This is a genomic window from Nitrospirillum guanabarense (assembly GCF_034653355.1).
Classification (GTDB): Bacteria; Pseudomonadota; Alphaproteobacteria; order Azospirillales; family Azospirillaceae; genus Nitrospirillum.
This window is the reverse complement of sequence record NZ_JAYEER010000001.1, coordinates 1,499,248-1,524,788: the sequence shown is the minus strand read 5'-3', so window position 1 is coordinate 1,524,788 and position 25,541 is coordinate 1,499,248. Positions and strand designations below refer to the sequence as shown.

Sequence of the window (25,541 nt, the reverse complement as noted above, 5' to 3'; positions counted from 1 at the left end):
CCGGTCATGATCGACGCGCACCAGCATATCTGGCGCCTGGGCCGGCACGGCCATAGCTGGCCCACCCCCGACCTGGCCGTGATCCACCGCGACCATGAGGTGGCGGAGCTGGCGGCCCTGGCCGCCCCCGTGGGCGTCACCGGCAGCGTGCTGGTGCAGTCCCAGCCCCGCGATGAGGACACCGACTTCCTGCTGGAGGAGGCGGCGCGCCAGCCCTTCATCCTGGGCGTGGTCGGCTGGGCCGACCTGAAGGCCCCGGACGCGGTGGGGCGCATCGCCACCCTGGCCGCCCGCCCCAAGATGCGTGGCTTGCGTCCCATGCTGCAGTCCCTGCCCGTGGACTGGATCGCCGATCCGGCCGTCGACACCGCCGCGAGGGCCATGGCGGCGCATGGCCTGACCTTCGACGCCCTGGTCCTGCCGCCCCACCTGCCGGCGCTGTTGGGCTTCGCCCGGCGTCATCCGGATTTGCCCATGGTGATCGACCACGGCGCCAAGCCCCCTATCGCAAGGGGCGAGATCGACGACTGGGCTGCCGGCATGTATGACTTGGCCGCCCTGCCCCAGGTTCACGCCAAGCTGTCCGGCCTGCTGACCGAGGCTGGCGACCGGACGACGGCCGACGCCCTGAAACCCTACGTGGACATCGTGCTGGACGCCTTCGGCCCCGACCGCCTGATGTGGGGCAGCGACTGGCCGGTGCTGAACCTGGCGGGCGATTACGCCGGCTGGCTGGCCATGGCGCGCGATCTGGTGCCGGCCGGGGCCCATCCGGCGGTGTTCGACGGCACGGCGCGGCGCTTCTATCGTCTTTAAAGCACCTCCTCCACCAGCCGGGCGCCCCATTCGCCCAGGCGCTCGTCCAGGCCGCGATGGCGCCAGGCCTCGGGCTCTATGGCCCGGGCGTGGGTCAGGTCATGCTGGAACATGGCCTCCATCTCCTGCCCGAATCCGGCGCCCAAGACCACGGCGTTGATCTCGTTGTTGAAGGCGACGCTGCGCCAATCGAGGTTGGAGGAGCCGACGGTGGACCAGTCGCCGTCGATGACGGCGGTCTTGGCATGCAGGATGGCGTCCGCATACTCGTAAATATGCACGCCGGCGGCCAGTAGGTCGCTGTAATAGCCGCGCCCCGCCATGACCGACAGGGGGCTGTCGCTGGGCCCCGGCACCAGCACGGTGACATCCACGCCCCGCCCCGCCGCCTGTCTCAATGCCCGGGCCAGATCCGGCGTCGGCACAAAATAGCCCGTGGTCAGGTGGATGGACTTGCGGGCCAGGGTGATGGCCACCAATAGGCTGCGGTAGATCAGCGGCCGGCCCTCCGTCGGCGCGCCGCTCAAGGCCTGCAGGACGATGTCGCCCGGCCGGGTGCGTGGGCCTGGCGGCGGCGCGTTCAAGGGCGGGGTGGCGTCCGGCCCCTGGGCCTGGCGCTGCTGGTCCCAAGTATCCGCGTACAGGCGCTGGAACTCCGCCACCACCGGGCCGGCGATGCGCACGTCGGTATCGCGCCAGGGGCGCTGTTCCGGATCCTGGTTCTCAGCACCCGCGCCGGCGTGATGGCGGCGGTCGTACACCTCGCTGATGTTCACGCCGCCTACGATGGCGACGGCGTCGTCCACGATCAGCAGCTTGCGATGGTCGCGGCGGTTGACGTCCAGGGTCAGCAACGTGGCGGGGTCGACCGGGTTGAAGACCAGCAGGTTCACGCCGCCCTGGCGCAGGCGGTCGAACACCTCCTTGGGCGTGTCCTGCGAGCCCCAGGCGTCATAGATCAGGTTAACCTCCACCCCTTGCGCCCGCTTGGCCACCAGCTTCTCCGCGAAGCGGGAGCCTTCCACCCCATCGAACTCATAGCTTTCCATGTCGATGCGGGTGCGGGCGCCGTCGATGGCGGCATCCATGGCGGCATAGGTCTCGGTGCCGCTGCGCAACAGGGTGACGCTGTTGCCGCCGACGAAGGGCGCGCCGCCGATGATCTCCCCCTGCCGGCGCAGCAGATCCAGCCGGCTGGTCGCATCCGCCGTGGCCAGCGCCCGGGCGATGTCGGGATCGGCCGAGGGCAGCGTGGCGCAGCCGGCGAGGCTGCCAACCAGGGCAAGGGCGGCGAAGGCGGTTCTGGCGAAGCTCAGGCGGGGCCACATGGGCCGGATCGTGCCACCGCTACCGCTGGCCGGCCATTGCGACCAGCGGCGGAACGGGACCGATTTCCGGCTTATGCGGGTGGTGACAGGGGCTTAGGCCGTCCAGCCACCGTCGATGACATGGATGGCGCCGGTGGTGAAGGACGAGGCGTCGCTGGCCAGGTACAGCGCCAGCTCGGCGATCTCCTCCGGCCGGCCCAGGCGGCCCATGGGCTGGCGGGCGACGAAGGCGGCTTGCGCCGCGGCATAGTCGCCGGTGGCGGCCAGGCGCTCATCCAGCGACGGCGTCCGCACCGTGCCCGGGCAGATGGCGTTGCAGCGCACACCCCGGCCCACGAAGTCGGCTGCCACCGCCTTGGTCAGGCCGATGACGGCGGCCTTGGTGGTGCCGTAGGCGAAGCGGTTGGGCACGCCCTTGATGGAACTGGCGACCGACGACATGTTGACGATGCTGCCCTTGCCCGCGTCCAGCATCCCGGGCAGGAAGGCGCGGATGGTGCGATACATGGCGCTGACGTTCAGATCCCAGGAAAAGTCCCAAGCGGCGGCATCGCATTCCAGGATGGTGCCGGCATGGACGAAGCCGGCGCAGTTGAACAGCACGTCGATGGGCCCGATCTCCGCCGCGATGGCGGCCACCTCCGCGTCGCTGCGCACGTCCAGCCGGTGGGGACGGCAGCCCGCCACCTCGGCCAGCTTGTCGGTGTTGATGTCGGTGGCGTGCACGGTCGCCCCCTCGCGCGCGAACAGCTCCGCCGCCGCCCGGCCGATGCCTTGCGCCGCCGCCGTCACCAGCGCGATCTTACCCTCTAGACGTCCCATTAGTGATCTCCTTACGCGGCCCGCGTGGGCAGGCAGGCGGGGCCCACCGGCTCGAACGATTTATAGGTCAGGATGAATTCCTGGTGGCCCAGGGCCTCGGACACGGTGCGGTCGCCCGCCGCAGCCGCCTCGACCAGGCCCAGGATCTCGGCCCCCACCTCATCCAGGGTGGCCTTGCCTTCCAGGATGCGGCCGGCGTTCACGTCCATGTCCTCCGACAGGCGGGTGTAGGTCTCCGGGTTGGCGCAGACCTTGATGACGGGGGAGATGGCGGAACCGACGACGGAGCCGCGGCCGGTGGTGAACAGGATGAGGTGGCTGCCCGACGCGATCAGCTCCACGATCTCCGCGTTGTCGGAAATGTTGGGGAAGCCGAAGCGCGGCTCCCCATCCGGCACCACGTCCATGAGGTAGAGGCCGCCCGAGGGGGGGATGTCACCCGGCTTGATCAGGCCGCTAATGGGGGAGGAGCCGGACTTGGAATAGGCGCCCATGGACTTCTCTTCCTGGGTGGTCAGGCCGCCCTCGGCATTGCCGGGGGCGAAGCTGCCGAAGCCCATGATGGTGTAGTAGCGCTCCGCCTTCTGCACGCAGGCTTCGATCTCGGCCCCCAGCTCGGGCGTGACGGCGCGGTCGGACATGATGCGCTCACAGCCCACCAGCTCGCCCGTCTCCTCGAAAATGCAGGTGGCGCCGGCCTCGACCAGCCAGTCGAAGCAGCGGCCCACCGCCGGGTTGGCGGTGATGCCGCTGGTACCATCGGACCCGCCGCAGATGGTGCCCACCACCAGCTCATGCCGCGCCATGGGCACCACCGGCGTCTGGTCGGCGAGGACCTTCAGGCGGGCCACGGCGGCGCGCCCGGCCTCGATGGTGGCCTTGGTGCCGCCGGCCTGCTGGATGACAAGGGTTTCCACCGGCCGGCCGCTGGCCGCCACCACTTGGCGCAAGGCCTCGCGGTTGAAGCTCTCGCACCCCAGCGACAGCAGCAGCACGCCACCCACGTTGGGATGGGTGCACAGCTTGGTCATGATCTGGAAGGCATAGCTGTTGGGATAGCAGCCGGGGAAGCCGATCAGGTGCACGTCCATGTCGTCGCTGAGCGTGACGATGCGGCGGGCCACATGGTGCGCGCATTCCACCAGATAGGCCACGACCACCACGTTGCGGATGCCCTTGCGCCCGTCGCTCCTCAGAAAACCGCGCATCTCAGCCATATCAGTGGCCCCCTTCGCTGCCGCCGACCATCTGTCCCCCAACGACTTGGCGGGTATGGCTAGCGATGTAATCGCTCTTCATGTTGTGCATGTGGACATGGTCGCCCGGGGCGACGGCCCTGGTCATGGACCCGATGGGCGCGCCGTATTTCAGCACCTTGTCCCCCGCCGCCAGGGCGCGGCGGGCCAGCTTGTGGCCCACGGTCACGTCCTGGGCGGCGGTGACTGGGATGCCATCGATGTCCAGGGCGTCGCCCGCGCGAATGGCGGCGCGGACCACCAGCACGTTGTCATCCGGATGCAGCAGGATAAGGGGGGAGATGGGCGTGCTCATGCGGCTTTCACGGGGTTCGGGGTGGGGACAGGGGCTTGTTCGTGCAGCAGGCCGTCGGCGCTCAGGGCCTGCCACAGCTCGGACGGGATGACGGTATCCATCAGAGCCCGCGTCTGGGCCACCTGTGCTGCATCCGCCATGCCTGGGATGACGCTGGCCACCACCGGGTGGGCCAGCGGGAACTGCAGCGCGGCCGCCGCCAGGGGCACGCCAAAGCGGTCGCAGACGGCCTCCAGCCGGCGCACGCGGTCGATCATGGCGGCCGGTGCCGGCTCATAATTATAGTACAGCGGCGCGGTGCCCTGGGTGCCGTTCGCCAGGATGCCGGAATTGTAGGGTCCGCCGATGACGACCCTCACACCGCGCGCGACGCAGGCGGGGAAGAAGGCGTCCAGCGCCGTCTGCTCCAGCAGGGTGTAGCGGCCGGCCAGCAGCACGACGTCGAAGTCGGCGTGATCCATGGCCTCCAAACACACCTGCCACTCGTTCACGCCCAGGCCGATGGCGCCCACCGCCCCCTGGTCGCGCAGCTCCCGCATGGCGCGGTAGCCGCCGTCCAGGAACCGGCGGAAATGGACGGTGTGCCCATCGCCATGGGTGACGGCGCCCAGGTCGTGGGCCAGCAGCAGGTCGATGCGCTCCCGCCCCAACCGTTGCCGGCTTTCGCTGTAGGAGCGCATGACGCCGTCATAGCCGTAGTCAAACACCGGTTCATATGGGGCGGCGTCGGCGAAGCCATGCCTCACCTGCCCCGCCCCGGCTTCCATGCCAGCCGCCACGGGCATCAGCACCCGACCCACCTTGGTGGAGACCAACAGCTTTTCATCCGGGTCCAGTTCCGCCAGCACCGTCCCCAAGCGGCTTTCACTGAGACCGAAGCCATAGTGGGGTGCCGTGTCCAGATAGCGGATGCCGGCGCCCACCGCCGCGGCCACGGCGGCGCGCGCCGCCCCCTCCGCCACCGGCTGGTACAGGTTGCCGATGGCCGCCGCCCCGAAACCCAGCGGAGGCAGGGGCGGACACGTCGGGGTGAAGGAGGAGGATGCATCCATTTGGGGGGCCTTCCCGGGCGGGGCGACCTTTCATTCATATACGAAATCGCCTTCCGCATATAAAATCGCCATACGCACTCCCGAAGTCAAGTGCCGCACGCCGTCCCTTGCCCGGCGGGCGGGCTGGTGGCATAGCCGGGAGAGCCCAACCCAGCCCCCAAGGCCCAGGCCGGATACCCCATGACCGCCACCCCCGACGACACCTTGCACGACCTCGACGCCACTGACGAACTGACCGGCGACGGCGCGGCCGAAGCCGTGCGCAAGTACCGGGCGCCCGCCCTGGAAAAGGGCCTGGACATCCTGGAACTGATGGCCAGCCATGGCGCGCCCATGACGCCGTCGCAGATCTCCGCCCGGTTGGGACGCTCGGTCAGTGAGCTGTTCCGTATGATCCAGGTGCTGGAGTTCCGGGGCTATATAGCGCCGGCGACCACGGCCGACGGCTATGAACTGACCAACAAGCTGTTCACCCTGGGCATGGCCCGGGCGCCGGTGCGCACCCTGCTGGAGGCGGCGCTGCCCCTGATGCGCGAGTTGACCCTGGCCATCGGTCAATCCTGCCACCTGGCGGTGGCCTCGGACGATCAGATGGTGGTGGTGGCGCGCATCGAGAATCCGGGTCACCTGGGCTTCTCTGTCCGTCCGGGCTATCACCGCAGCCTGGTGGAGGCCACGTCCGGCATGGTGCTGTACGCCTTCCAGCCCGCCCATACCCAGGCCCTGTGGCGCGCCATGCTGGAGCGCGCGGTGGGGCCGGACCGGGTGGCCCCCTTCGCCGCCCGCGCCGAGGCGGTGCGCGCCCAAGGTTATGCCCAGGCCGCCAGCGATTACGCCCTGGGCGTCATGGACCTGTCCGCCCCCGTCATCGGCGGCGCGGGGGCGGCGGTGGCGGCCCTGACCGTGCCCTTCATGCAGCACACGCCGTTGGTCCGTCCTTTGGCGGAGACCATAGGCCTGGTGCAGGCCACCGCCAGGCAGATCGCGCAGGATCTGCCGGAACGGGTTTAATCCCGTGCGCCGGGATGGCCGGCATGCATGCGCCCAGGGCTGTGACGCGGCCCTGGTTTATGCTAGACCCGAGCAACTTCCTTCCAAATAACAGCCGCATGCCTTAAGGAATCGTTCGTCGTGACGTCGCAGCAGACCCCCGCCCCCCACAGCCCCTACGTCCTGGTCCTGACCTGCCCCGACGTGAAGGGCGTGGTGGCCGCCGTCTCCAGCTATCTGGCCGACAACGACGCCTCGATCACCGAATCCAACCATTTCAACGACCAGCTGACCAACAGCTTTTCCATGCGCACGGCCTTCCGGCCGGACGGCCCCGGCTTCCCCGACCTGGATAGCCTGCGCCAGGGCTTTCAGTTGATCGCCCGCCGCTTCCGCATGGACTGGCAACTGGTGGACATGACGGTGAAGCCCAAGGTGGTGATCGCCGTGTCCAAGTTCGGCCACTGCCTCTACGACCTGCTGCACCGCGCCCGTTCAGGCTCCCTGCCCATCGACATCCCGGCCGTCATCTCCAACCATGACGACATGCGGTCCTTCGTGGAATGGAGCGGCATCCCTTACCACCACCTGTCGGTGAAGGGGGATAAGACGGCGCAGGAGGTGGCCTTCATGGACGTGGTGAACCAGGCCGGCGCCGACTTGGTGGTGCTGGCCCGCTATATGCAAATCCTGTCGGCCGACCTGTGTGGCCAGTTGTCCGGACGCTGCATCAACATCCACCACTCCTTCCTGCCCAGCTTCAAGGGCGCCAAGCCCTATCACCAGGCCCACGCGCGCGGGGTGAAGCTGATCGGCGCCACTGCCCATTACGTGACGACCGACCTGGACGAAGGCCCCATCATCGAACAGGGCATCGAGCGGGTGGACCATACCCGGACACCGGAGGATCTGGTGGACATCGGGCGCGACATCGAATGCGCCGTGCTGGCCCGCGCCGTGCGCTGGCACATCGAGCGCCGCATCCTGGTGACCGGGCAGAAGACCATCGTTTTCAGCTGAACGAAAAAGGGCGGAACAGCCATCCAGCCGTCCCGCCCTTCGACTTCAGGCGCCCTACAAGTCAGCGCGGCGTCACGCTGGAGCTGCCCGTGGCGCTGGCCGAGCCATCCACCTTGGCCGAGGCGCCGCCGGCGGACACGCTGTCCTGAGTTTGGACCCTGGCATGATCGTTGGCGGACGCGCCGGACTTACCGGCCGATACACCGGCCCCACTGGAGGCGCCGGTCGACACGCCGGCACCACCATTCAGGGCGGTCGGGGCCTTGGCGGCGCCCGTAGCCGTGGTGCTGGTGCTGCCGGTGGTCTGGGTCACACCGGCGGCGGTGCCGTTGGTCACGCCCATGGCACCGGCGGTGGTGCCGTTCTCGACATCCTGGGTGGTGGCCGCGGCACTGGCGGCGGTGTTCCCGGCGGCGTTGGCGTTCGCCTTGGCGGCATCGGTCGCGGCGTTGGCTCCGTTCTGCGCCGTCACGGCCGCGCTATCCGTCACCCGGCCGGCGGTGGTGGCGGCTCCTGTGGTGGCATGGGTGGCCGCTTGGGCGTTCAAGCCGGCGGCGGCCCCCTGCCGGGCGCCCAGGTTGGCGCCGGTGGCGGTGTTCAGCGTGCCGCTCACGCCGCCGGTCACGGCGCCGGTGGCATGGCCCCCGATCAACTGCGCGTTGGCGGCACCGGCCAGCAGGGCGGCGACAGCCACGCCGCTCAGGAGAAGACGGGTATTCATGGTGTTCCTCCGTATCGCAGGATGGCAGGCGTTCCAGGTGCGGGCGCCTGCCCTTGCTACGAATTCCAGTTCATTATCCAATGACGGCGGCAATTTGGCGAAGTAAGGGATTCAATTGGCTAAGCTTAATGGCGGACATCATCGCAGATTTTAAAAATAGAAACCGGTTTTAAAAGGCCTTGATAACAATCGATAACTTACGATTTCGCGACAATTCCCCTTGTAGATCCGCCTTCCGGGCTCGGCGTTTGGTCATAAGAAAGGGCGGGCGTCCCGGAGACGTCCCGCCCCTTTCACCGCAGACGCGTTTATCGCGGCGTGCTGGTGGTGGTCGTGGTGCTGGTGGAATTACCGTTGCCATCCGTCTGGGTCGACTGGTGTTCCACCGTGCTGCCATCCGGGGTTTCCACCTTGGTCTTGCTGCGGGTGGACTTGCTGCCGTCCGGATATGTCGTGGTCGTGGTCCTCGACTGGGCGGTGCGGTCATCGTCCGAGCCGGACTGGGAACTATAGGTTTCCGTCGACTGGGTGGTGCCGGGCATGGCCGCGTCGGGGGCCGGGGGCTGCTGCGTGGTGGTTTCCGTGGTGGTGGTGCGCGACTGGGCCGCCGGAACCGCTGTCGTGGTCGTGGTGCGCGAGGTGGTGGTTTCGGACTGGGCGCAGGCCGCGCCGGCCAGAAGGCTGACGAAAGCCACGCTGCTCAGAAGAAGACGGGTATTCATGATTGTTCCTCCGCATTCGTGTACGGCGGGCATCACATGAAACGTTGCGCCTGCCTGCTACCGATCAGAGTTCAACGTCGCAATATGGCTGGAATTGGGCAGTAATACGGGTTCAAGCTGCTTAACCCCTTCGCGGTCTCTGGGTATTTTAAAGTGGATAGGCTGGCCTATGGGTGGATATATTCTCCTCTTTGCGTGAAGGAAGAATTGATCACTTAGCCATCAGGGATAGACAGCGGTCAGCCATTCGGCCATGAGCGCAGGCTTCTCTTGGCCCTCTATTTCAATGGTGACGGTGCGGGTCAACAACCAGCCGCCGCCTTTTTCCTCAACCGCGTCCAACGTCTGGTGGCTGCGCACCCGTGACCCGGCCGGTACCGGCGCCAGGAAGCGGATCTTGTTGAAGCCATAGTTCAAGCCCTTACCGGCGTTACGCACCTCCAGCGTCTGGTAGCTGAAGGCGGCCAGCAACGACAGGGTGAGGAAGCCGTGGGCGATGGTGCCGCCCAGCGCCGCCGTGGCGCGCGGTACGTCGACATGGATCCACTGATGGTCGCCGGTGGCGTCGGCGAAACCATTGATGCGGTCCTGATCCACCACCATCCAGTCGGAGTAGCCCAGATCCCTCCCCACCAGGGTGGGCAGTTCGGCCAGGTCGACGGTCAGCATTCCTTGTTTCCTCCTTGCCATTGGCGGCCCCAAAGCGGCCCCCGCGACACGGGGGCACGGCGCGCGGTGGCAGGATGCCAAATTGGCGGGGCAAGGGCACGGACTATGCAATTCCCCACGCGCACCGTTCGCCTACCATGCGCATCCTCATCCCTTGTGGCCCCGCCCTTTGGCCAGCCCTGACCAACGGACCATCCATGACCGCCACCGCCTTGCCCGACGATGTCGCCCCGGACGAGCGGGAGCCCGGTCGGTCGGTGTGGGCGGAATTCCGCCGCGGCCTGGCCGCCATGGCGCCCATTCTGCTGGGTGTGGCGCCCTTCGCCCTGGTGCTGGGCTCCCAGGCCGCGATGAAGGGCCTGAGCCCGCTGGAGGTGGCGCTGATGTGCGGCCTGAACTTCGCCGGCGGGTCGGAGTTCGTGGCCATCGAGCTGTGGCGCAGCCCGCCGCAGATCGCGCTGATCGCCGGCATGACCCTGCTGGTCAACTGCCGCCACCTGCTGATGGGGGCGTCATTCGCCCCGCATCTGCGGCGCCTGCGCCCCTGGCAGGCGGCGCTGGTGCTGTTCGTCATGGCCGATGAGACCTGGGCGCTGGGCATGGACGATGCCCGCCGCCGCATGGCCGTCACCGGCCGGCCGGGCATCAGCCTGCCTTACTATGCCGGCCTCGCCGTTTCCCTCTACATTGCCTGGGTGGCGGTCACGGTGCTGGGCGCCGTGGTGGGACCGGTGCTGGGCAACCCGCACGCCTATGGCTTCGACATGGCCTTCACCGCCGTCTTCCTGGTGCTGATCCGCGGCATGTGGAGGGGCTGGCGCCGCGCCCTGCCCTGGCCGGTCAGCCTGGGCGTGGCCGCTGTCACCCATCTGGCGGTGCCTGGCGCCTGGTACGTGCCGGCCGGCACGCTGGCCGGCCTGGCCGTCGCCTATTTCGTTGCCGGCACCGAAACCCGGGAGGCCGCGCCGTGAGCGACCTCGCCCGCTATTTCGCCTTGGACGTCCCGTCGCTGCTCGCCATCCTGGCCATGATGGCGGTGACCTACGCCACCCGCGTCACGGGATACCTGGTGCTGCGCAACCGTGCTCTCAGTTCCCGCGCCACCGCGGTGCTGGAGGCGGTGCCGGGCGCCGTGCTGATCTCCGTCATCGCGCCGGCCTTCACCACCACCAATCCGGCGGACCTGCTGGGCCTGGCGGTGACCTTGGCCATGGCCTGCCGCTTCCCCATGCTGCCCACCGTCATCGTCGGCGTGGCCGTCACCGCCCTGTTGCGCCATGTGCTATGAAGTGGGGCGGCCGTCGCTAAACGGTTGAACCCCAACCGCGTCGTTGGCATCCTTCCCGGCCAAGGCCTATGGGGGGAAAAGCATCATGATCGAACTCGTCATCGACCAGCGGCGGCGCGACTTGGGCGGGTTCGAGGTCGGGCGCATCCTGCCCGTGGCCCAGCGCCGCCATGTCGGCCCCTTCGTCTTCTTCGACCACATGGGCCCGGTGGACTTCCCCAAGGGCATCCCGCTGGAGCGGGACGTGCGCCCGCACCCGCACATCGGCCTGTCCACCGTCACCTACCTGTTCGATGGTGAGATCATGCACCGCGACAGTGTGGGCTCCGAACAGGCCATCCGCCCGGGCGAGGTCAACTGGATGACCGCCGGCAGCGGCATCACCCATTCCGAACGGTTTGAGAAGGCGCGGGCCGAGGGCGGCGCCCTGCACGGCATCCAGGCCTGGGTGGCCCTGCCGGAGGCGGATGAGGAGACCGATCCGTCGTTCCACCACTACGGTGCGGATGACCTGCCCACCTATGAGCATGGCGGCCTGTGGGCCCGGCTGGTGGCGGGCGAGGCCTTCGGCGCCAAGGCCAAGGTCAAGACCCACTCCCCCCTGTTCTACGTGCACTGGGTGCTGCAGCCCGGCACCAAGGCGCAGCTGCCGGCGGAGTATCCGGAACGCGCGGCCTACGTCGCCGTCGGCTCGGTCGAGGTGGAAGGACGGACGGTGGAGGCCGGCCACATGCTGGTGTTCACCCCCGGCCAGCCGGTGCTGTTCACCGCCATCACCCCCGCCGTGGTCATGCTGCTGGGCGGGGAGCCGCTGGGCGACCGCCACATCGACTGGAACTTCGTCTCCTCCCGCAAGGAGCGGATCGAACAGGCCAAGGCCGACTGGCGGGCCGGCCGCATGAAGCTGCCGGACCTGGACGACAAGGAATTCATTCCGCTGCCGGGGTGAGCGTCACAGCCTCACGGCACTGACGACGATGCCGTCCTCATCGGCATAGAGCCAGGCGCCGGGCGAGAACTGGGCGCCACCGAAGGACAGGGGCACGTCCACCTGGCCGGCGCCGGTCTTGGTGCTTTTCTTCGGATTGGTGCCCAGCGCCTTGATGCCCAAGTCGATATGGGCCAGGGCCACGCTGTCGCGCACCGCCCCCCATAGCACCAGGCCGGCCCAGCCGTGCTTGAACGCCAGGCCGGCGATGACGTCGCCCACCAGGGCGGTGCGCAATGACCCATGGCCATCCACCACCAGCACCGCGCCCTCGCCCGCTTCAGACAGCGTGTGCTTCAGCAGGGCGTTGTCCTCATGGCAGCGCACGGTGCGGATGGGGCCGTGGAAGGAGGCCCGCGCCCCGAAGGAGCGGAACTGGATCTCACAGCTCTGCAGGCTGTCCTCATAGGCGTCGACCAGGTCGGCGGTGCGATGGGTCATGCCGCTTTTCCCTTCCCTGCCAAGGTTCTCCCGCCGCCATCCTAGCGCTTTTCGATGTGGCGTGGCAGCGGCGAGAATGGAACCGCGACCACACTCTTAAGTGACTACAAGGATGTGTATACTCCGGCATGAAGTCCTGGCGCCGGATTTTGGGTCTGGGGATGGCGTCGGACCAGGAAATGTGGGGGCGTTTCGTGGCTTACTCCGTCTATGTCTTGGTGGTGCTGATTCTGGCCTACGTGTTGGCCTTCATCGACCGCCAGATCCTTACCCTCCTGGCCGTGCCGATGAAGGCCGACCTGGGCCTCAGCGATCTGCAGATCAGCCTGCTGCAAGGCCTGTCCTTCGCCCTGTTCCTGGCCGTCGGCGGCCTGCCCATCGGGCGCCTGGTCGACCGCCGCCGCCGCACGGCGGTGCTGGCCGCCGGCATCGCGGCCTGGAGCGTGTTCACCGCCGCCTGTGGCCTGGCGCGCTCCTTCCCGCTGCTGTTCCTGGCACGGGTGGGCGTGGGTTTCGGCGAGGCGGCCATGGTCCCGTCGGCCTATTCCCTGATCGGCGACCTGTTCCGGGGCCGGCGGCTGGGCCTGGCCATCGGCCTGTACAACATGGGCCCCTATGTGGGTGCCGGCCTGGCCCTTATCCTGGGCGGGCTGGTGCTGCACCACCTGCCGCCGGACATCGTCCTCCCCCTGCTGGGCGGCCTGCGCGGCTGGCAGGTGGTGTTCCTGCTGCTGGGTCCCATGGGCCTGCTGATGGCGCTGTGGGTCGCCACTGTGCGGGAACCGCAGAGGACGGGCGCCGGGGCGCACACCGCGCCCAATTGGGCCGAGGTGCGGGCCTATTACCGTGCCCATGGGGGCAACGCCCTGCTGGTCAATCTGGCCGGCACCTTCGCCGCCATGGCGCTATACAGCCTGGGCGCCTGGCTGCCGCATCTGCTGGCCCGCATCCACCACATGAAGCCGCTGGATATCGGCCAGGGCATGGGCTGGCGTCTGATGGTGTTCGGCGCCGGGGGCGCCCTGCTGGCCGGTATCCTGGGGGATTTCCTGCGTCGCCGGGACTGGCCCCTAGGGCGCCTGGCGGTGATGATCACGGGCGCCACCGCCGCTTGCCTGCTGTTGTACCCGGCCCTACGCGCGCCGGAGGGCGACAGCGCCCTGGCGTGGCTGGGGCCGCTGATCGGCTGCATGACCCTGGCCATCGGCTCCAGCCCACCAGCCCTGCAGGAGATCACGCCCAACCGCCTGCGCGGTTTCCAGCATGCCGTGGCGGCGCTGATCGCCACCCTGCTGGGCCTGGGCGCGGGGCCGTCGGTCGTGGCCCTGGTGACGGACAAGGTGCTGCGCGACGAAAGCCGGCTGGACCTGTCCCTGCTGCTAACCCTGCCGGTCATGCTGGGCGCCTGCATCGTGCTGGCGTTGGTGGCGACCCGCCGTTATGCCGCCAGCCTCGCGGCCATGACTCCGCCGGCGGGTCCATCCTCCACGCCCGGGCTCACCCTTTCGGGGATAGGCGGAAGCGCCACAACCTGAGAAATCTATTTTTGTGGGAAGCTCCCGCAAAAAGATGTATGAGGGGGTGCTAAATTTATGCGCGCGTAGGTTGTCGCGCCAGCCCTGGAGAAGAGCATGTACAACACCGCCACCTTCCCCGTGCCGGACGGCACCACCATCAAGATCAACGGCTTCACCAATTCCGCCTATTGGGCCCAGCGCATCGTGATCGAGGTCACGGGCCAGGCGCCCATCACCTGGAACGGCACGGGCGCCCAGAACAACAAGCTGGTGGGCCAGGTGGTGATCCCGCCCGGCAACGGCCGGCAGGTCAGCATCACCATGTCCTATGATCCGGGCGGCGGCTTCGCCCCCTCCACCGTCGTGAAGATTCCCTTCGACGATCCCAGCCTGACCGGCTTCGTCATCGGCGGCCAGGATGCCGGCGGCCGCCCCAACGGCCCCGCCAGCTGGAACACGGTCGCCTTCGTCTATTGGGCCAAGGGCTATTGAGCCCTTGATATACAAAACCCCGGATGGCGAGCCATCCGGGGTTTTTAGTGCTCCCTCAAACGCCGGGCGTCGCCGTCCGGCGGCTTGGCCTGTCCTCGCTGCGCCCCCTATACACTAACTGAGCGGTGCTCGGCATCCGGCGGACGCAGTCGCGTCCTAGAGCGACATGAGGCTGTGCCTCATGTCGCTGTCAAAGGCGTCAGGCCGCTTCGCGGTTCTGGGCCAAGCGGTCCAGCAGCGCGTCCTGCTGGTCGATCAGCTCTTGCGGGGTGTCGCCGCCAAAGCGGCCGAACAGCTCGGACTGGTCGCGCAGTTCCGTCTCGGCCTCCACCGGGTCCACCGCCATGACGGCGTCGAACTGGTCGCGGCCGAAGTCCAGACCATGCCAAATCAGGTCTTCATAACGCGGCGTGAGACCGAACAGGTTCTCTTCCGTCTCCACGGCCCGGCCGCGCACGCGGTCCACGATCCATTTCAGGACCCGCATGTTGTCACCAAAGCCCGGCCAGGCGAACCTGCCGTCCTGGTTCTTGCGGAACCAATTGACACGGTAGATGCGCGGCAGGTTCTCCAGCTTGCCGGCCATGTCCAGCCAGTGGCGCCAGTACTCGGCCATGTTGTAGCCGCAGAAGGGCAGCATGGCGAAGGGATCGCGGCGGATGGCGGCCTGGCCCACGGCGGCGGCGGTCGCCTCCGAGCCCAAGGTCGCCGCCCAGTACACGCCCTCGTTCCAGCCACGGGTCTCGAACACCAGGGGGAAGGTGCGCGACAGGCGACCGCCGAAGATGAAGGCGCTGATGGGCACGCCGGCCGGGTCCTCCCAAGCCGGATCGATGCTGGGGCACTGGCTGGCCGGGGCGGTGAAACGGGCGTTGGGGTGCGCCGCCTTGCGGCCGCTGGCGGGCGTCCAGTCCTTGCCTTCCCAGTCGATCAGGTGGGCCGGCGGCGTGTCGGTCAGGCCTTCCCACCACACGTCGCCGTCATCGGTCAGGGCGCAATTGGTGAAGATCACGTTGGCGTGCAGGGTCAGCAGCGCGTTGGGATTGGACTTCAGGCTGGTGCCCGGCGCCACGCCAAAGAAGCCGGCCTCGGGATTGATGGCGCGCAGGGTGCCGTCCGCCGTCGGCTTGATCCAGGCGATGTCGTCGCCGATGGTGCGCACCTTCCAGCCGTCGAAGACGGCCGGCGGCACCATCATGGCGAAGTTGGTCTTGCCGCAGGCCGAGGGGAAAGCGGCGGCGACGTAGGTTTTCTCACCCTCCGGGCTTTCCACGCCCAGGATCAGCATATGCTCGGCCAGCCAACCCTCTTCCCGGCCCAGGACGGAGGCGATGCGCAGGGCGAAGCACTTCTTGCCCAGCAACGCGTTGCCGCCGTAGCCGGAACCGTAGCTGATGATCTCATGCGTCTCGGGAAAATGGACGATGTACTTGTGCTGGGCGTTGCAGGGCCAGGCCACGTCCTTCTTGCCCGGGGTCAGCGGCGCGCCGACGGAGTGCAGGCACTTCACGAAGTCCCCGTCGCCCAGCTGGCGCAGCACCGCCTCGCCCATGCGGGTCATGATGCGCATGTTCACGGCGACATAGGGGCTGTCGGACAGCTGGACGCCGATGTGGGAGATGGGGGAACCCAGGGGACCCATGCTGAAGGGCACGACGTACAGGGTGCGGCCGCGCATGCTGCCCTTGAACAGGCCATGCAGCGTCTGGCGCATTTCATCCGGATCAGCCCAATTGTTGGTGGGGCCGGCTTCCTCGGCGGTGGGGCTGCAGATGAAGGTGCGGTCCTCGACCCGCGCCACGTCGCCGGCGTCGGACCGGCAGAGGAAGGAATTGGGCCGCTTGGCCGGGTTCAGGCGGATGAAGGTGCCCTGGGCCACCATCTCCTCGCACAGCCGGTCGTATTCCTCCTGGCTGCCGTCGCACCAATGGATGGCGGCCGGCCGGCAATGGGCGGCGACCTCCTCAACCCAGCTCAGCAAGGCCTGGTTGGTGGTGGGGGCGCCGGTGAGGGACGTCGTGACAGTGCTGCTCATGGAAATATTCTACCTTTCGATCCGCGAAACCGCTGGCGGGTGACCCGGCGCCGTCCCGGCCCGTCGGGCCCGAGGGGATGCGCCGGCCATCGAGAGAAAGCGCCAAGTACGCGGAATCGTTTCATAAAGGCCGGCAAGGGCGCAGCCGATGACAAACGATGCCGCGCCGCTTCTGTCAGGCGCAGACGGTCGCAATGGGTATGGGGCGTGAAGAACGCGACGGTCGACCGTTGATAGGTCAACTACAGGCGCGCGCCTCCCTGGCACCGGACAGGCCGGATGCGGCAGGGCAATAGCCCCGCGGACGGGATCGTCGACGGATTCCGTGGGTGAAGGTCATTGTGCGCTACTCCCCGAAGTTGAGTACGGGTGGGCCGGTCTTTACCGCCAACTCCACCCTTTGAAAAAGGGCCGCCCCTGTCGCCGGGCGCGTGCCTCATCCATCTTCTACCGCCCCGCCACCGGATGTCCAGTGGCTTGGCTGTGTCAATGGCGCCCAGATGGGTTCGGAACGCCCGAGGCCTTTGTCCAAGGTATTGACGTCATGGCGTATCCGCCAGCATCCGCGCGGCCGGCGTATCGCGCCGGTAGACCATGAAGACCGACAGCAGGCCACAGAGGGCGGCGGCGGCCATCCACAGGCCGGGCGCGGCCTTGTCGTCCGTCATGTCGATCAGCCAGGTCGACACCAGCGGCGTGAAACCGCCGAACAGCGCCGTGGCCAGGCTGTAGGCCAGCGAGAACCCCACCGTCCGCACCTCCGGGGGCATCACCTCCGTCAGGGCCACAAGGGCCGCCGCATTGTAACTGGCGTAGAGGAAGGACAACCACAGCTCGGCCACCAGCATGGTGCCGAAGCTGACGTTATGGACCAGCCAGTTCAGCACCGGATACGCCGTCAGCATGGCCAGGATGGTAAAGGCCATCAGCAGAGGCCGGCGGCCCACCTTGTCGGACAGCGCCCCCATCACCGGCAGCCAGATGAAATTGGACAGGCCGACGCAGAAGGTGAGCAGCAGGCTTTGTCCGGCATCGAGCTTCAGTACGCTTTTGCCATAGGTCGGCGCATAGACGGTGATGAGGTAGAAGGACACCGTCGTCATCACCACCATCATCATGCCGGCCAGCACCAGCCGCCAGTTCGCGGCGATGGACCGGACGATGTCACGGAAGGTGGGACGATGCCGCCGGTGCTGGAATTCCGCCGTCTCCTCCAGCGAGCGGCGGATGACGAAGATCACCGGCACGATCAGGCAGCCGATGAAGAAGGGTATGCGCCAGGCCCAGTCATGGACCTGCTGCGACGTCAGGATCTGGTTCAGCCCATAGCCGATGAGGGCGGCGGCCATGATCGCCGCCTGCTGGCTGGCGGATTGCCAGCTGACGTAAAAGCCCTTGCGGCCCGGCGTGGCCATTTCCGACAGGTAGACCGAGACGCCGCCCATCTCCACCCCGGCGGAAAAGCCCTGCAGCAGGCGGCCGATCAGCACCAGGGCGGGGGCCAGCAGTCCGATGCTGGCGTAACCCGGCACGAAGGCGATCAGCACCGTGCCCAGGGCCATGATGGCCAGCGTCAGCACCAGACCCTTGCGGCGCCCGATCCTGTCGATGTAGCTGCCCAGAATGACGGCACCCACCGGCCGCATCAGGAATCCAGCCCCAAAGGTGGCGAAGGTCAGCATCAGCGAGGCGTAGTCGTCACCGCTGGGGAAGAAGGTGCTCGCAATGTAGGGGGCGTAGAATCCGTAAAGGAAGAAGTCGAACATTTCCAGGAAGTTGCCACTGGTGACGCGCAGCACCGTGGCCAGCCTGGACGGCTGCTTGACGTTGGAACTTGGCATGTGGGCGATCCTTAGCGGGGGGCGGCAGTGGCGGGCACCAGCCCGGATTTGGTGATCAGCGACGCCGCGTCCGGCGAGGACAGGAACGCGATCAAGTCCTCGGCCGCCTGCGTCTCCCGCGTTCCGGCGACGATGCCGATGGAAAACGGCGTCACCTTCTGAGCCTCGTCGGGCAGGGGCCCGACGATATCAATGCCGGACAGCGGCAATAATTCACTGATTTGCTGGAAGCCGATCTCCGCTTCGCCGCGGGCGACGACGTTGCCGACCGGCTCCGCCGGGATCATCCGCGCCTTGCCTTTCATGGCGTCGGCGATGCCCAGGCGGTCGAACAGAACGGTGGAAAGGAAGACACCGCTGGCGCTGTCCGAATAGGCGACCGACTTGGCGTCCAGCAGTACCTGTTTCAAAGCCGCGACGGTCGAGATGTCCGGATGGGACGCGCCGGCCTTCACGGCCAGGCCGATCTTGGACAGGGCCAGGACCTTGTGGTCCAGATCCATCACCTGCCCGGCCCGCACCAGCGTTTCAAGGCTGTCACCCACCATGATGACGACATCGATATCCTGATGCTGGCGCAGCCGATTGGGGATGGCCTCCGGCGTGTCCCCCATGGACGGGCCCCATACGGACACCAGCGTATGCCCGGTGCGTTTTTCGAATTCCGGCGCCAGGGCCTTGTACGCGGCGGCGAAGCCACCGGAGCTGGCGACATGCAGTTCCGCAGCGCTGGCCGGCAACGGCGACAACGCCAGCAGCAGGGCGAACGCACGCGACATGACGCCGCCCGCGGAACGCGGGACACTTCCGGCCATCACCGTCTCCTCCGGTTTTAATATCGCCGCCATTGTGGAATGCCGGCGACCGGACAGGAATTGCATTTATCTTCTCAATTAATAATGATGACGCATCAATTGGAGCGCGTGGCATGCGGCTGGATTTCGAGTTTGGGGAGGTGCTGGCCTTCGTCACGGTGGCGCAGACGCTGAACTTCCGTGCGGCGGCGGACAGGCTGCACCTGTCGCAACCCGCGCTGAGCCGGCGGGTGGAGAAGCTGGAGGCGGCGCTGGAGATGCGTCTGCTGCGGCGCACGACGCGCAAGGTGGAACTGACGGAGGCCGGTCGCCAATTCCTGAACCACGCCGTCGTCATCCTGGAAGAGCTGGAACTAGCGCGCGCGAGCATGGTGGCGCGCGCCAGCCGGGCCAAGCAACTGGTGACGGTGGCCTGCGTGCCCTCCGTGGCCAACCATGTGTTGCCCGACATCCTGCGCCTTTACGCCCAAACCCATCCGGGGGTGCGGATCCGCATCATCGATGAAAGCGCCGGCAAGGTGCTGGACGCCGTGATGGAGGGCGAGGCCGATATCGGCATCAATTTCCTGGGCGCCCAGAACGCGGAGGTGGATTTCATCCCCATCCGCAGCGAACCCTATGTGCTGGCGGTGCGTCAGGACCATCCGCTGGCAACGGCGCCGGCGGCCCCTTGGACCAGCCTGGAAACGGAGCGGCTGATCGCCGTCTCGCTGAACAGCGGCAACCGTATCCTGATCGAAAACGTGCTGGCCGGCCTGCCGCGGCGGCCCACCATCCATTATGAGGCCAACCATGTCGCCGGGGCGCTGGGCCTTGTGTCTGCCGGGCTGGGGGTGGCGGTGCTGCCCGCGCTGGCCCTGGCCAACAACGCCTATCCGGGGCTGGTGGGCATACCGATGCGGGACCCTGAACTCAGCCGCACCTTGGGCCTGGTCACCCGCGCCGGGACGCGGCTAAGCCAGCCGGCGTCCGCCCTTCACGACCTGATCTTGCGAAAGATCGGCGAATAACGGTACCTCAGCCCGCCTTGGCCAGCAGGGCGCGACCGGCGCGGCTGGCGTTGGGGCGGCCGATGGCGTCGGAGATCCAGCCGCCGATGGCCGATAGCGCATCCAGGTCCACGCCGGTGGACAGGCCCTGCCCTTCCAGCATGTAGACCACGTCCTCCGTCGCCACGTTGCCGGTGGCGCCCTTGGCGTAAGGGCAGCCGCCGAGACCGGCGACGGAGCTGTCGATGACCCGGATGCCCTCGTCCAGGCAGGCCAGCAGGTTGGCCAGCGCCTGGCCGTAGGTGTCGTGGAAATGCGCGGCCAGCTGGGTCACCGGCACCTCTTCCGCCACGCGGCGGATCAACGCCGCGGCCTTGGCCGGCGTGCCCACGCCGATGGTGTCGCCGAGGGAGATTTCGGCGCAGCCCAGTTCCACCAGGCGGGCGGAGACTTCCGCCACCTTGGCCGGGTCGATCGCGCCCTCATACGGGCAGCCCAGCACGCAAGAGACATAGCCGCGCACGGCGACGCCGTTATCCCGCGCCAGGCGCGTCACGGGGGCGAAGCGATCCAGGCTTTCGGCGATGGAACAGTTGATGTTGCGCTGGGAGAATGCCTCCGACGCGGCGGCGAAGACGGCGACCTCCGTCACGCCGGCCGCCAGCGCCTGGGTGAGGCCGCGCTCATTGGGCACCAGCACAGGATAGCCGACACCCGCCATCCGCTGGATACGAGCCAGCACCTCGGCGGTATCGGCCATCTGCGGCACCCATTTGGGCGAGACGAAGGCCCCGGCCTCCACCACCGGCAGGCCCGTGGCCGACAGGCGGTCGATCAGCGCCACCTTGGTGTCGGTGGGCACCAGCGCGGCCTCGTTCTGCAGGCCGTCGCGGGGGCCGACCTCCACGATCCTCACAGCGGCGCCGCTCATGCCTCATCCCCCTTCACGATGATCAGTTCGGCGCCGTCCGGCACCTGGTCGCCCACGGCGTAGCGCACGGCCTCCACCGTACCGGGGCCCTGCGCCTTGATGGTGTGTTCCATCTTCATGGCTTCCAGCACCACCAGGCCCTGGCCCTTTTCCACGCGATCGCCCGCCGCCACCAGCACGGCGATGACCTTGCCGGGCATGGGCGCCACTAGGCGCCCGCCACCGCCGGCATCGACCGCGCCCACGTCCAGCGGGTCGATCAGGGTCAGGCGGTGGTGCCGGCCGGGACGGAACAGGTCCAGTTCCCGCCGCCGGCGCGACCAGCCGGCCGTCAGGCGGCGCCCGCCGACCTCGGCCACCAGGCGGCCGCCCCCGTGAGCGTTATCGGGCTCAAAACGGGCGTGGCCCGGCAGTTCGTCGCCATTGGGCAGGGTGATGTCGAAGCCGCCGTCACGCCGGCGGCAGGCCCGCACCTCCTGCGGCTCACCACCATCACGCCCGTCGGTGAAGGTCAGGATCTCCGGCACGGCGTCGTTCAGGCGCCAACTGTCGCCCGTGGCCCAAGGGCTCCACGGGTCATTGGTTCGGGCGGCAGCGGCCATCGTCTCCGCCTTGCGCTCCAGCAGCACGCCCAGGGCCGCCAGGGCCAGGACGTCACCCGAGGGGGCGGCCGGCGGGGGCAGAAGGTCGGCCTGGTGCCGCTCGATGAAGCGGGTGTCCAGGTCGGCCTCCAGGAAGGCCGCATGGCCGGCGATGGATGCCAGGAAGGGGATGTTGGCCGCCAGGCCGCCCACCTCCGTCGCCGCCAGCGCCTGGCGCAAACGCCGCACGGCGGCGGGCCGGTCCACGTCCCACACGATCAGCTTGGCGATCATGGGGTCGTAATGGATGGAGATGGCGTCACCCTGGCGCACGCCGGTGTCCACGCGGATGTGGGGACCGGCCTCGGGGAAGCGCAGGTGCGACAGGGCGCCGGTCTGGGGCAGGAAACCCTTGTCCGGGTCCTCGGCGTACAGGCGCACCTCGATGGCGTGGCCATTGACCGCCAGCTGGTCCTGGCTCAGCGGCAGGGTGCCGCCGGCCGCCACGCGTAGCTGCCACTCCACCAGGTCCTGGCCGGTGATGTACTCCGTCACCGGATGTTCCACCTGCAGGCGGGTGTTCATCTCCATGAAGTAGAAACGGCCGTCGCCGCCCGTTTCCACAGGGTCCAGCAAAAATTCTACCGTGCCGGCGCCGACATAGCCGATGGCCTTGGCCGCCGCCACGGCCGCCGCCCCCATCTCCTGCCGCAGCTCCAGCGGCAGGTTGGGCGCCGGCGCCTCCTCCACCACCTTCTGGTGGCGGCGCTGGATGGAGCAGTCGCGCTCGAACAGGTAGACGCAGTTGCCGTGGCCGTCGGCGAAGACCTGGATTTCCACGTGGCGCGGCCGGCCCAGGTACTTCTCGATCAGCACCCGGTCATTGCCGAAGGCGGCCTGTGCCTCGCGCTTGGCGGAGGCCAGCTGTTCATGGAAGTCCTCGGCCGAGGTGGCGACCTTCATGCCCTTGCCGCCGCCGCCGGCCGAGGCCTTGATCAGCACGGGGAAGCCGATGCGGGCCGCCTCCGCCGCCAGCACGCCGCTGTTCTGCTCCTCCCCATGATAGCCGGGCACCAAGGGGACGCCGGCGGTTTCCATCAGGGCCTTGGCCTCGGACTTGCCGCCCATGGCGCGGATCGCGCTGGCCGGCGGGCCCACGAAGATCAGGTCCGCGGCGGCGCAGGCCTCGGCGAAGCCGGCGTTTTCCGACAGGAAGCCATAGCCGGGGTGGATGGCCTGGGCGCCGGTGCGGGCGGCCGCGTCCAGGATGGCGTCCATGCGCAGGTAGCTGTCGCGGGCGGGGGCGGCGCCGATGCGCACCGCCTCATCCGCCATGGCCACATGCAGCGCACCCGCGTCGGCGTCGGAATAGACGGCGACGGTGCGGATGCCCAGGCGGCGGGCCGTGCGGATGATGCGGCAGGCGATTTCACCGCGGTTGGCGATCAGCAGCGTATCGATCATCACTTGTCCCCTGCAGGCTGGACCCAGGCGGCCTTGCGCTTTTCCAGGAAGGCGGAAACGCCCTCCCGCCCCTCGTCACTGGCCCGGATGCGGGCGATGCGTTCCGCCGTGTCGCTGATCAGCGCATCGGTCACCGGCTGGTTGGCGCAGTCGAAGACCAGTTGCTTGGCGGCCGCCTGGGCGACGGGTCCGCCCTCGCCCAGGCGCTTCACCAGCGTGGCGACGGCCTCGTCCAGCTGGTCGGCCGGCACCACCTGGTGCACCAGGCCCGCCGCCTGGGCCTCCGCCGCGCTGAAGCGCTCCGCCGTCAGGAAATAGCGGCGGCAGGCACGCTCGCCCATCGCGGCCACGACATAGGGGCCGATGGTGGCCGGGATCAGGCCCAGCTTGACCTCCGACAGGCAGAAGGTGGCGCTTTCGGCCGCGACGGCGATGTCGCAGCAGGCCACCAAGCCCACGCCGCCGCCGAAGGCCGCCCCGTGCACCACGGCGATGGTGGGCTTGGGGCAGCGGTTCAGGGTGCGCAGCATGGTGGCCAGGCCCAGCGCGTCGGCGTGGTTCTGGTCGCGGCTGTAGCCCGCCATGCGCCGCATCCAGTCCAGGTCGGCCCCGGCGGAGAAGCTGGGGCCGTTGCCCTTCAACAGGATGACGCGCACGTCCGGATCGCGGCCCAGCTGGTCGAACAGCTGGGTCAGCTCGGCGATCACGCCCTCGTTGAAGGCATTGTGCAGGGCCGGCCGGTCCAGGGTGACGGTGGCGGTCCCGGCTTGATCCACTGTGGCAAGAACATCGGTCATGATCTTGATCTCACATCCGGAAGACGCCGTAGGTGGTGGGCTCCCCCCTATTGACGTCAGGGGCTGCGTTGAGGGCGGCGGAGAGGGACAGCGCCAGCACCATCCGCGTCTCGGCCGGGTCGATGATGCCGTCATCCCACAGGCGGGCGCTGGCATAATAGGGGTGGCCCTGGTGTTCGTACTGGGCGCGGATGGGGGCCTTGAACGCCTCCTCCTCCTCGGCACTCCAGGTCTTGCCCTGGGCTTCCAGGCCATCGCGCTTCACCGTGGCCAGCACGCCGGCGGCCTGCTCTCCGCCCATGACGCTGATGCGGGCGTTGGGCCACATGTAGAGGAAACGCGGGGAATAGCCCCGGCCGCACATGCCGTAATTGCCGGCGCCGAAGCTGCCGCCGATGATGACGGTGAACTTCGGCACCTTGGCGCAGGCCACGGCCGTCACCAGCTTGGCGCCGTCCTTGGCGATGCCGGCGTTCTCATACTTCTGCCCGACCATGAAGCCGGTGATGTTCTGCAGGAAAATCAGCGGGATGCCGCGCTGATTGCACAGCTCGATGAAGTGCGCGCCCTTTAGCGCGCTTTCCGAGAACAGGATGCCGTTGTTGGCGATGATGCCGACGGGATAGCCCCACAGGTGGGCGAAGCCGCAGACCAGGGTGGCGCCGTACAGCTGCTTGAACTCATCGAATTCGGAGCCATCGACCAGGCGGGCGATGATCTCGCGCACGTCGAAGGGCTTGCGGCTGTCGGTGGGGATGATGCCGTAGATTTCCTCGGCGGCGTACTTGGGCGCAACCGGCTCGCGCAGGGCCAGGGCCGGCGCCTTCACGCGGTTCAGGTTGCCGACGATGCGGCGGGCGATGGCCAAGGCGTGCGCGTCGTTCTGGGCCAGATGATCGGTGACGCCGCTGGTGCGGCTGTGCACGTCGGCACCGCCCAGATCCTCGGCACTCACCACCTCGCCGGTGGCGGCCTTCACCAGGGGCGGGCCGCCGAGGAAGATGGTGCCCTGGTTGCGGACGATGATGGACTTGTCCGCCATGGCCGGGACATAGGCGCCGCCGGCCGTGCAGCTGCCCATGACCACGGCGATCTGGGGGATGCCGGCCGCCGACATGGTGGCCTGGTTGTAGAAGATGCGGCCGAAATGGTCGCGGTCGGGAAACACCTCATCCTGGTTGGGCAGGTTGGCGCCGCCGCTGTCCACCAGATAGACGCACGGCAGGTTGTTCTCCCGCGCGATCTCCTGTGCCCGCAGGTGCTTCTTCACCGTCAGGGGGTAGTAGGTGCCGCCCTTGACCGTGGCGTCGTTGGCCACCACCACGCACTCGGTGCCGGAGACGCGGCCGATACCGGTCAGGATACCGGCGGCCGGCACCACGTCGTCATAGACGCCGTGGGCGGCCAGCTGCGAGAACTCCAGCCAGGGGCTGCCCGGGTCCAGCAGGTGGCGCACCCGGTCACGGGGCAGCAGCTTGCCGCGCGACAGGTGCTTGGCCCGTGCCTTCTCACCCCCGCCCTGCTTGATGCCGGTGACGGTGGTGTGCAGGTCGTCGACCAGGGCGCGCATGGCCGCGACATTGTCGGCGAAGGCGGCGGCGCGGGTGTCGATCTGGGAAATCAGCTGGGGCATGACGCGGGTGTTCCCCCTTGTTGTCTCAGGCAGATGAG

The 25,541-nt window shown here is 68.1% G+C and carries 25 protein-coding genes; 9 read left to right on the top strand and 16 right to left on the bottom strand.

What is annotated here, in order from left to right:
* Positions 1–6: 6 nt before the first annotated feature.
* Entirely contained in the window at positions 7–816 is an 810-nt protein-coding gene (locus UAA55_RS06400; protein WP_322951813.1) for an amidohydrolase family protein, read from the top strand.
* Here the strand turns inward: UAA55_RS06400 and UAA55_RS06395 are convergent.
* The 5 genes from UAA55_RS06395 to UAA55_RS06375 form a co-directional block, all read right to left on the bottom strand.
* The gene (locus UAA55_RS06395) at positions 813–2,144 is read right to left on the bottom strand and encodes a phospholipase D-like domain-containing protein (protein ID WP_322951812.1); all 1,332 of its coding nucleotides are present in this window, start codon (positions 2,142–2,144) and stop codon (positions 813–815) included. The two genes, UAA55_RS06400 and UAA55_RS06395, sit on opposite strands and share 4 nt — an antisense overlap.
* Before the next feature lie 93 nt (positions 2,145–2,237).
* The gene (locus tag UAA55_RS06390) at positions 2,238–2,966 is read right to left on the bottom strand and encodes an SDR family oxidoreductase (protein WP_322951811.1); all 729 of its coding nucleotides are present in this window, start codon (positions 2,964–2,966) and stop codon (positions 2,238–2,240) included.
* A gap of 11 nt (positions 2,967–2,977) precedes the next feature.
* Positions 2,978–4,183, bottom strand: a complete 1,206-nt coding sequence (locus UAA55_RS06385; protein WP_322951810.1) for a UxaA family hydrolase — start codon at positions 4,181–4,183, stop codon at positions 2,978–2,980.
* A 1-nt stretch (position 4,184) separates the two neighbouring features.
* Entirely contained in the window at positions 4,185–4,517 is a 333-nt protein-coding gene (locus UAA55_RS06380) for a UxaA family hydrolase (RefSeq protein WP_322951809.1), read from the bottom strand.
* On the bottom strand, positions 4,514–5,569 hold the full coding sequence (locus UAA55_RS06375) for an aldo/keto reductase (RefSeq protein ID WP_322951808.1): 1,056 nt from the start codon (positions 5,567–5,569) through the stop codon (positions 4,514–4,516). Before UAA55_RS06375 ends, UAA55_RS06380 begins: the two co-directional genes overlap by 4 nt.
* Before the next feature lie 180 nt (positions 5,570–5,749).
* On the opposite strand from UAA55_RS06375, the gene UAA55_RS06370 reads away from it, so the two are divergent.
* Positions 5,750–6,580, top strand: coding sequence for an IclR family transcriptional regulator (locus UAA55_RS06370; RefSeq protein WP_322951807.1), 831 nt, complete (start codon positions 5,750–5,752; stop codon positions 6,578–6,580).
* A 120-nt stretch (positions 6,581–6,700) separates the two neighbouring features.
* Complete coding sequence (purU, locus tag UAA55_RS06365) at positions 6,701–7,579, top strand: formyltetrahydrofolate deformylase (RefSeq protein WP_322951806.1); 879 nt, start codon at positions 6,701–6,703, stop codon at positions 7,577–7,579.
* Positions 7,580–7,640: 61 nt separating this feature from the next.
* Here purU and UAA55_RS06360 read toward each other — a convergent pair whose 3' ends face one another.
* From UAA55_RS06360 to UAA55_RS06350, 3 genes are all read right to left on the bottom strand, one after another.
* Entirely contained in the window at positions 7,641–8,300 is a 660-nt protein-coding gene (locus UAA55_RS06360) for a hypothetical protein (RefSeq protein ID WP_322951805.1), read from the bottom strand.
* A gap of 308 nt (positions 8,301–8,608) precedes the next feature.
* Entirely contained in the window at positions 8,609–9,022 is a 414-nt protein-coding gene (locus UAA55_RS06355; RefSeq protein ID WP_322951804.1) for a hypothetical protein, read from the bottom strand.
* Positions 9,023–9,244: 222 nt separating this feature from the next.
* Positions 9,245–9,691: a MaoC family dehydratase gene (locus tag UAA55_RS06350; RefSeq protein ID WP_322951803.1), complete on the bottom strand. Its 447-nt coding sequence runs from the start codon at positions 9,689–9,691 to the stop codon at positions 9,245–9,247.
* A 197-nt stretch (positions 9,692–9,888) separates the two neighbouring features.
* Here UAA55_RS06350 and UAA55_RS06345 point away from each other — a divergent pair, with 197 nt between their 5' ends.
* The 3 genes from UAA55_RS06345 to UAA55_RS06335 all read left to right on the top strand — a co-directional run bounded on the left by UAA55_RS06345 (position 9,889) and on the right by UAA55_RS06335 (position 11,928).
* Positions 9,889–10,662 (top strand): AzlC family ABC transporter permease, encoded by a 774-nt coding sequence (locus tag UAA55_RS06345; RefSeq protein ID WP_322951802.1) that lies wholly within the window; start codon positions 9,889–9,891, stop codon positions 10,660–10,662.
* Complete coding sequence (locus tag UAA55_RS06340) at positions 10,659–10,979, top strand: AzlD family protein (protein ID WP_322951801.1); 321 nt, start codon at positions 10,659–10,661, stop codon at positions 10,977–10,979. Before UAA55_RS06345 ends, UAA55_RS06340 begins: the two co-directional genes overlap by 4 nt.
* A gap of 85 nt (positions 10,980–11,064) precedes the next feature.
* The gene (locus UAA55_RS06335) at positions 11,065–11,928 is read left to right on the top strand and encodes a pirin family protein (protein ID WP_322951800.1); all 864 of its coding nucleotides are present in this window, start codon (positions 11,065–11,067) and stop codon (positions 11,926–11,928) included.
* Between the two features lie 3 nt (positions 11,929–11,931).
* Here the strand turns inward: UAA55_RS06335 and rraA are convergent, their stop codons facing one another.
* Entirely contained in the window at positions 11,932–12,408 is a 477-nt protein-coding gene (rraA, locus tag UAA55_RS06330) for a ribonuclease E activity regulator RraA (protein WP_322951799.1), read from the bottom strand.
* A 194-nt stretch (positions 12,409–12,602) separates the two neighbouring features.
* On the opposite strand from rraA, the gene UAA55_RS06325 reads away from it, so the two are divergent.
* Positions 12,603–13,943: an MFS transporter gene (locus tag UAA55_RS06325; RefSeq protein WP_322951798.1), complete on the top strand. Its 1,341-nt coding sequence runs from the start codon at positions 12,603–12,605 to the stop codon at positions 13,941–13,943.
* A gap of 96 nt (positions 13,944–14,039) precedes the next feature.
* Positions 14,040–14,417: an SRPBCC family protein gene (locus tag UAA55_RS06320; protein WP_088874689.1), complete on the top strand. Its 378-nt coding sequence runs from the start codon at positions 14,040–14,042 to the stop codon at positions 14,415–14,417.
* A 199-nt stretch (positions 14,418–14,616) separates the two neighbouring features.
* Here UAA55_RS06320 and UAA55_RS06315 read toward each other — a convergent pair whose 3' ends face one another.
* The 3 genes from UAA55_RS06315 to UAA55_RS06305 all read right to left on the bottom strand — a co-directional run bounded on the left by UAA55_RS06315 (position 14,617) and on the right by UAA55_RS06305 (position 19,174).
* Positions 14,617–16,452, bottom strand: a complete 1,836-nt coding sequence (locus UAA55_RS06315) for a phosphoenolpyruvate carboxykinase (GTP) (RefSeq protein WP_322951797.1) — start codon at positions 16,450–16,452, stop codon at positions 14,617–14,619.
* 542 nt (positions 16,453–16,994) lie between these two features.
* Positions 16,995–18,293, bottom strand: coding sequence for an MFS transporter (gene tcuC / locus UAA55_RS06310; RefSeq protein ID WP_322951796.1), 1,299 nt, complete (start codon positions 18,291–18,293; stop codon positions 16,995–16,997).
* A gap of 11 nt (positions 18,294–18,304) precedes the next feature.
* Positions 18,305–19,174, bottom strand: coding sequence for a substrate-binding domain-containing protein (locus UAA55_RS06305; protein ID WP_322951795.1), 870 nt, complete (start codon positions 19,172–19,174; stop codon positions 18,305–18,307).
* Positions 19,175–19,221: 47 nt separating this feature from the next.
* Here UAA55_RS06305 and UAA55_RS06300 point away from each other — a divergent pair, with 47 nt between their 5' ends.
* Positions 19,222–20,118: a LysR family transcriptional regulator gene (locus UAA55_RS06300; RefSeq protein WP_322951794.1), complete on the top strand. Its 897-nt coding sequence runs from the start codon at positions 19,222–19,224 to the stop codon at positions 20,116–20,118.
* 7 nt (positions 20,119–20,125) lie between these two features.
* Here the strand turns inward: UAA55_RS06300 and UAA55_RS06295 are convergent, their stop codons facing one another.
* From UAA55_RS06295 to UAA55_RS06280, 4 genes are read right to left on the bottom strand one after another with little or no spacing between them, the layout of a single operon-like run.
* A complete protein-coding gene (locus UAA55_RS06295; RefSeq protein ID WP_322951793.1) occupies positions 20,126–21,028 on the bottom strand; it encodes a hydroxymethylglutaryl-CoA lyase in 903 nt (300 codons plus the stop codon).
* Positions 21,025–23,073 carry an acetyl/propionyl/methylcrotonyl-CoA carboxylase subunit alpha gene (locus UAA55_RS06290; protein ID WP_322951792.1) on the bottom strand — a complete coding sequence of 683 codons (2,049 nt, stop codon included), beginning with the start codon at positions 23,071–23,073 and terminating at the stop codon, positions 21,025–21,027. The genes UAA55_RS06295 and UAA55_RS06290 overlap by 4 nt, the downstream gene beginning before the upstream one ends.
* Positions 23,073–23,870, bottom strand: coding sequence for an enoyl-CoA hydratase/isomerase family protein (locus tag UAA55_RS06285; protein ID WP_322951791.1), 798 nt, complete (start codon positions 23,868–23,870; stop codon positions 23,073–23,075). The genes UAA55_RS06290 and UAA55_RS06285 overlap by 1 nt, the downstream gene beginning before the upstream one ends.
* A gap of 10 nt (positions 23,871–23,880) precedes the next feature.
* The gene (locus UAA55_RS06280) at positions 23,881–25,503 is read right to left on the bottom strand and encodes a carboxyl transferase domain-containing protein (protein ID WP_322951790.1); all 1,623 of its coding nucleotides are present in this window, start codon (positions 25,501–25,503) and stop codon (positions 23,881–23,883) included.
* Positions 25,504–25,541 lie beyond the last annotated feature (38 nt).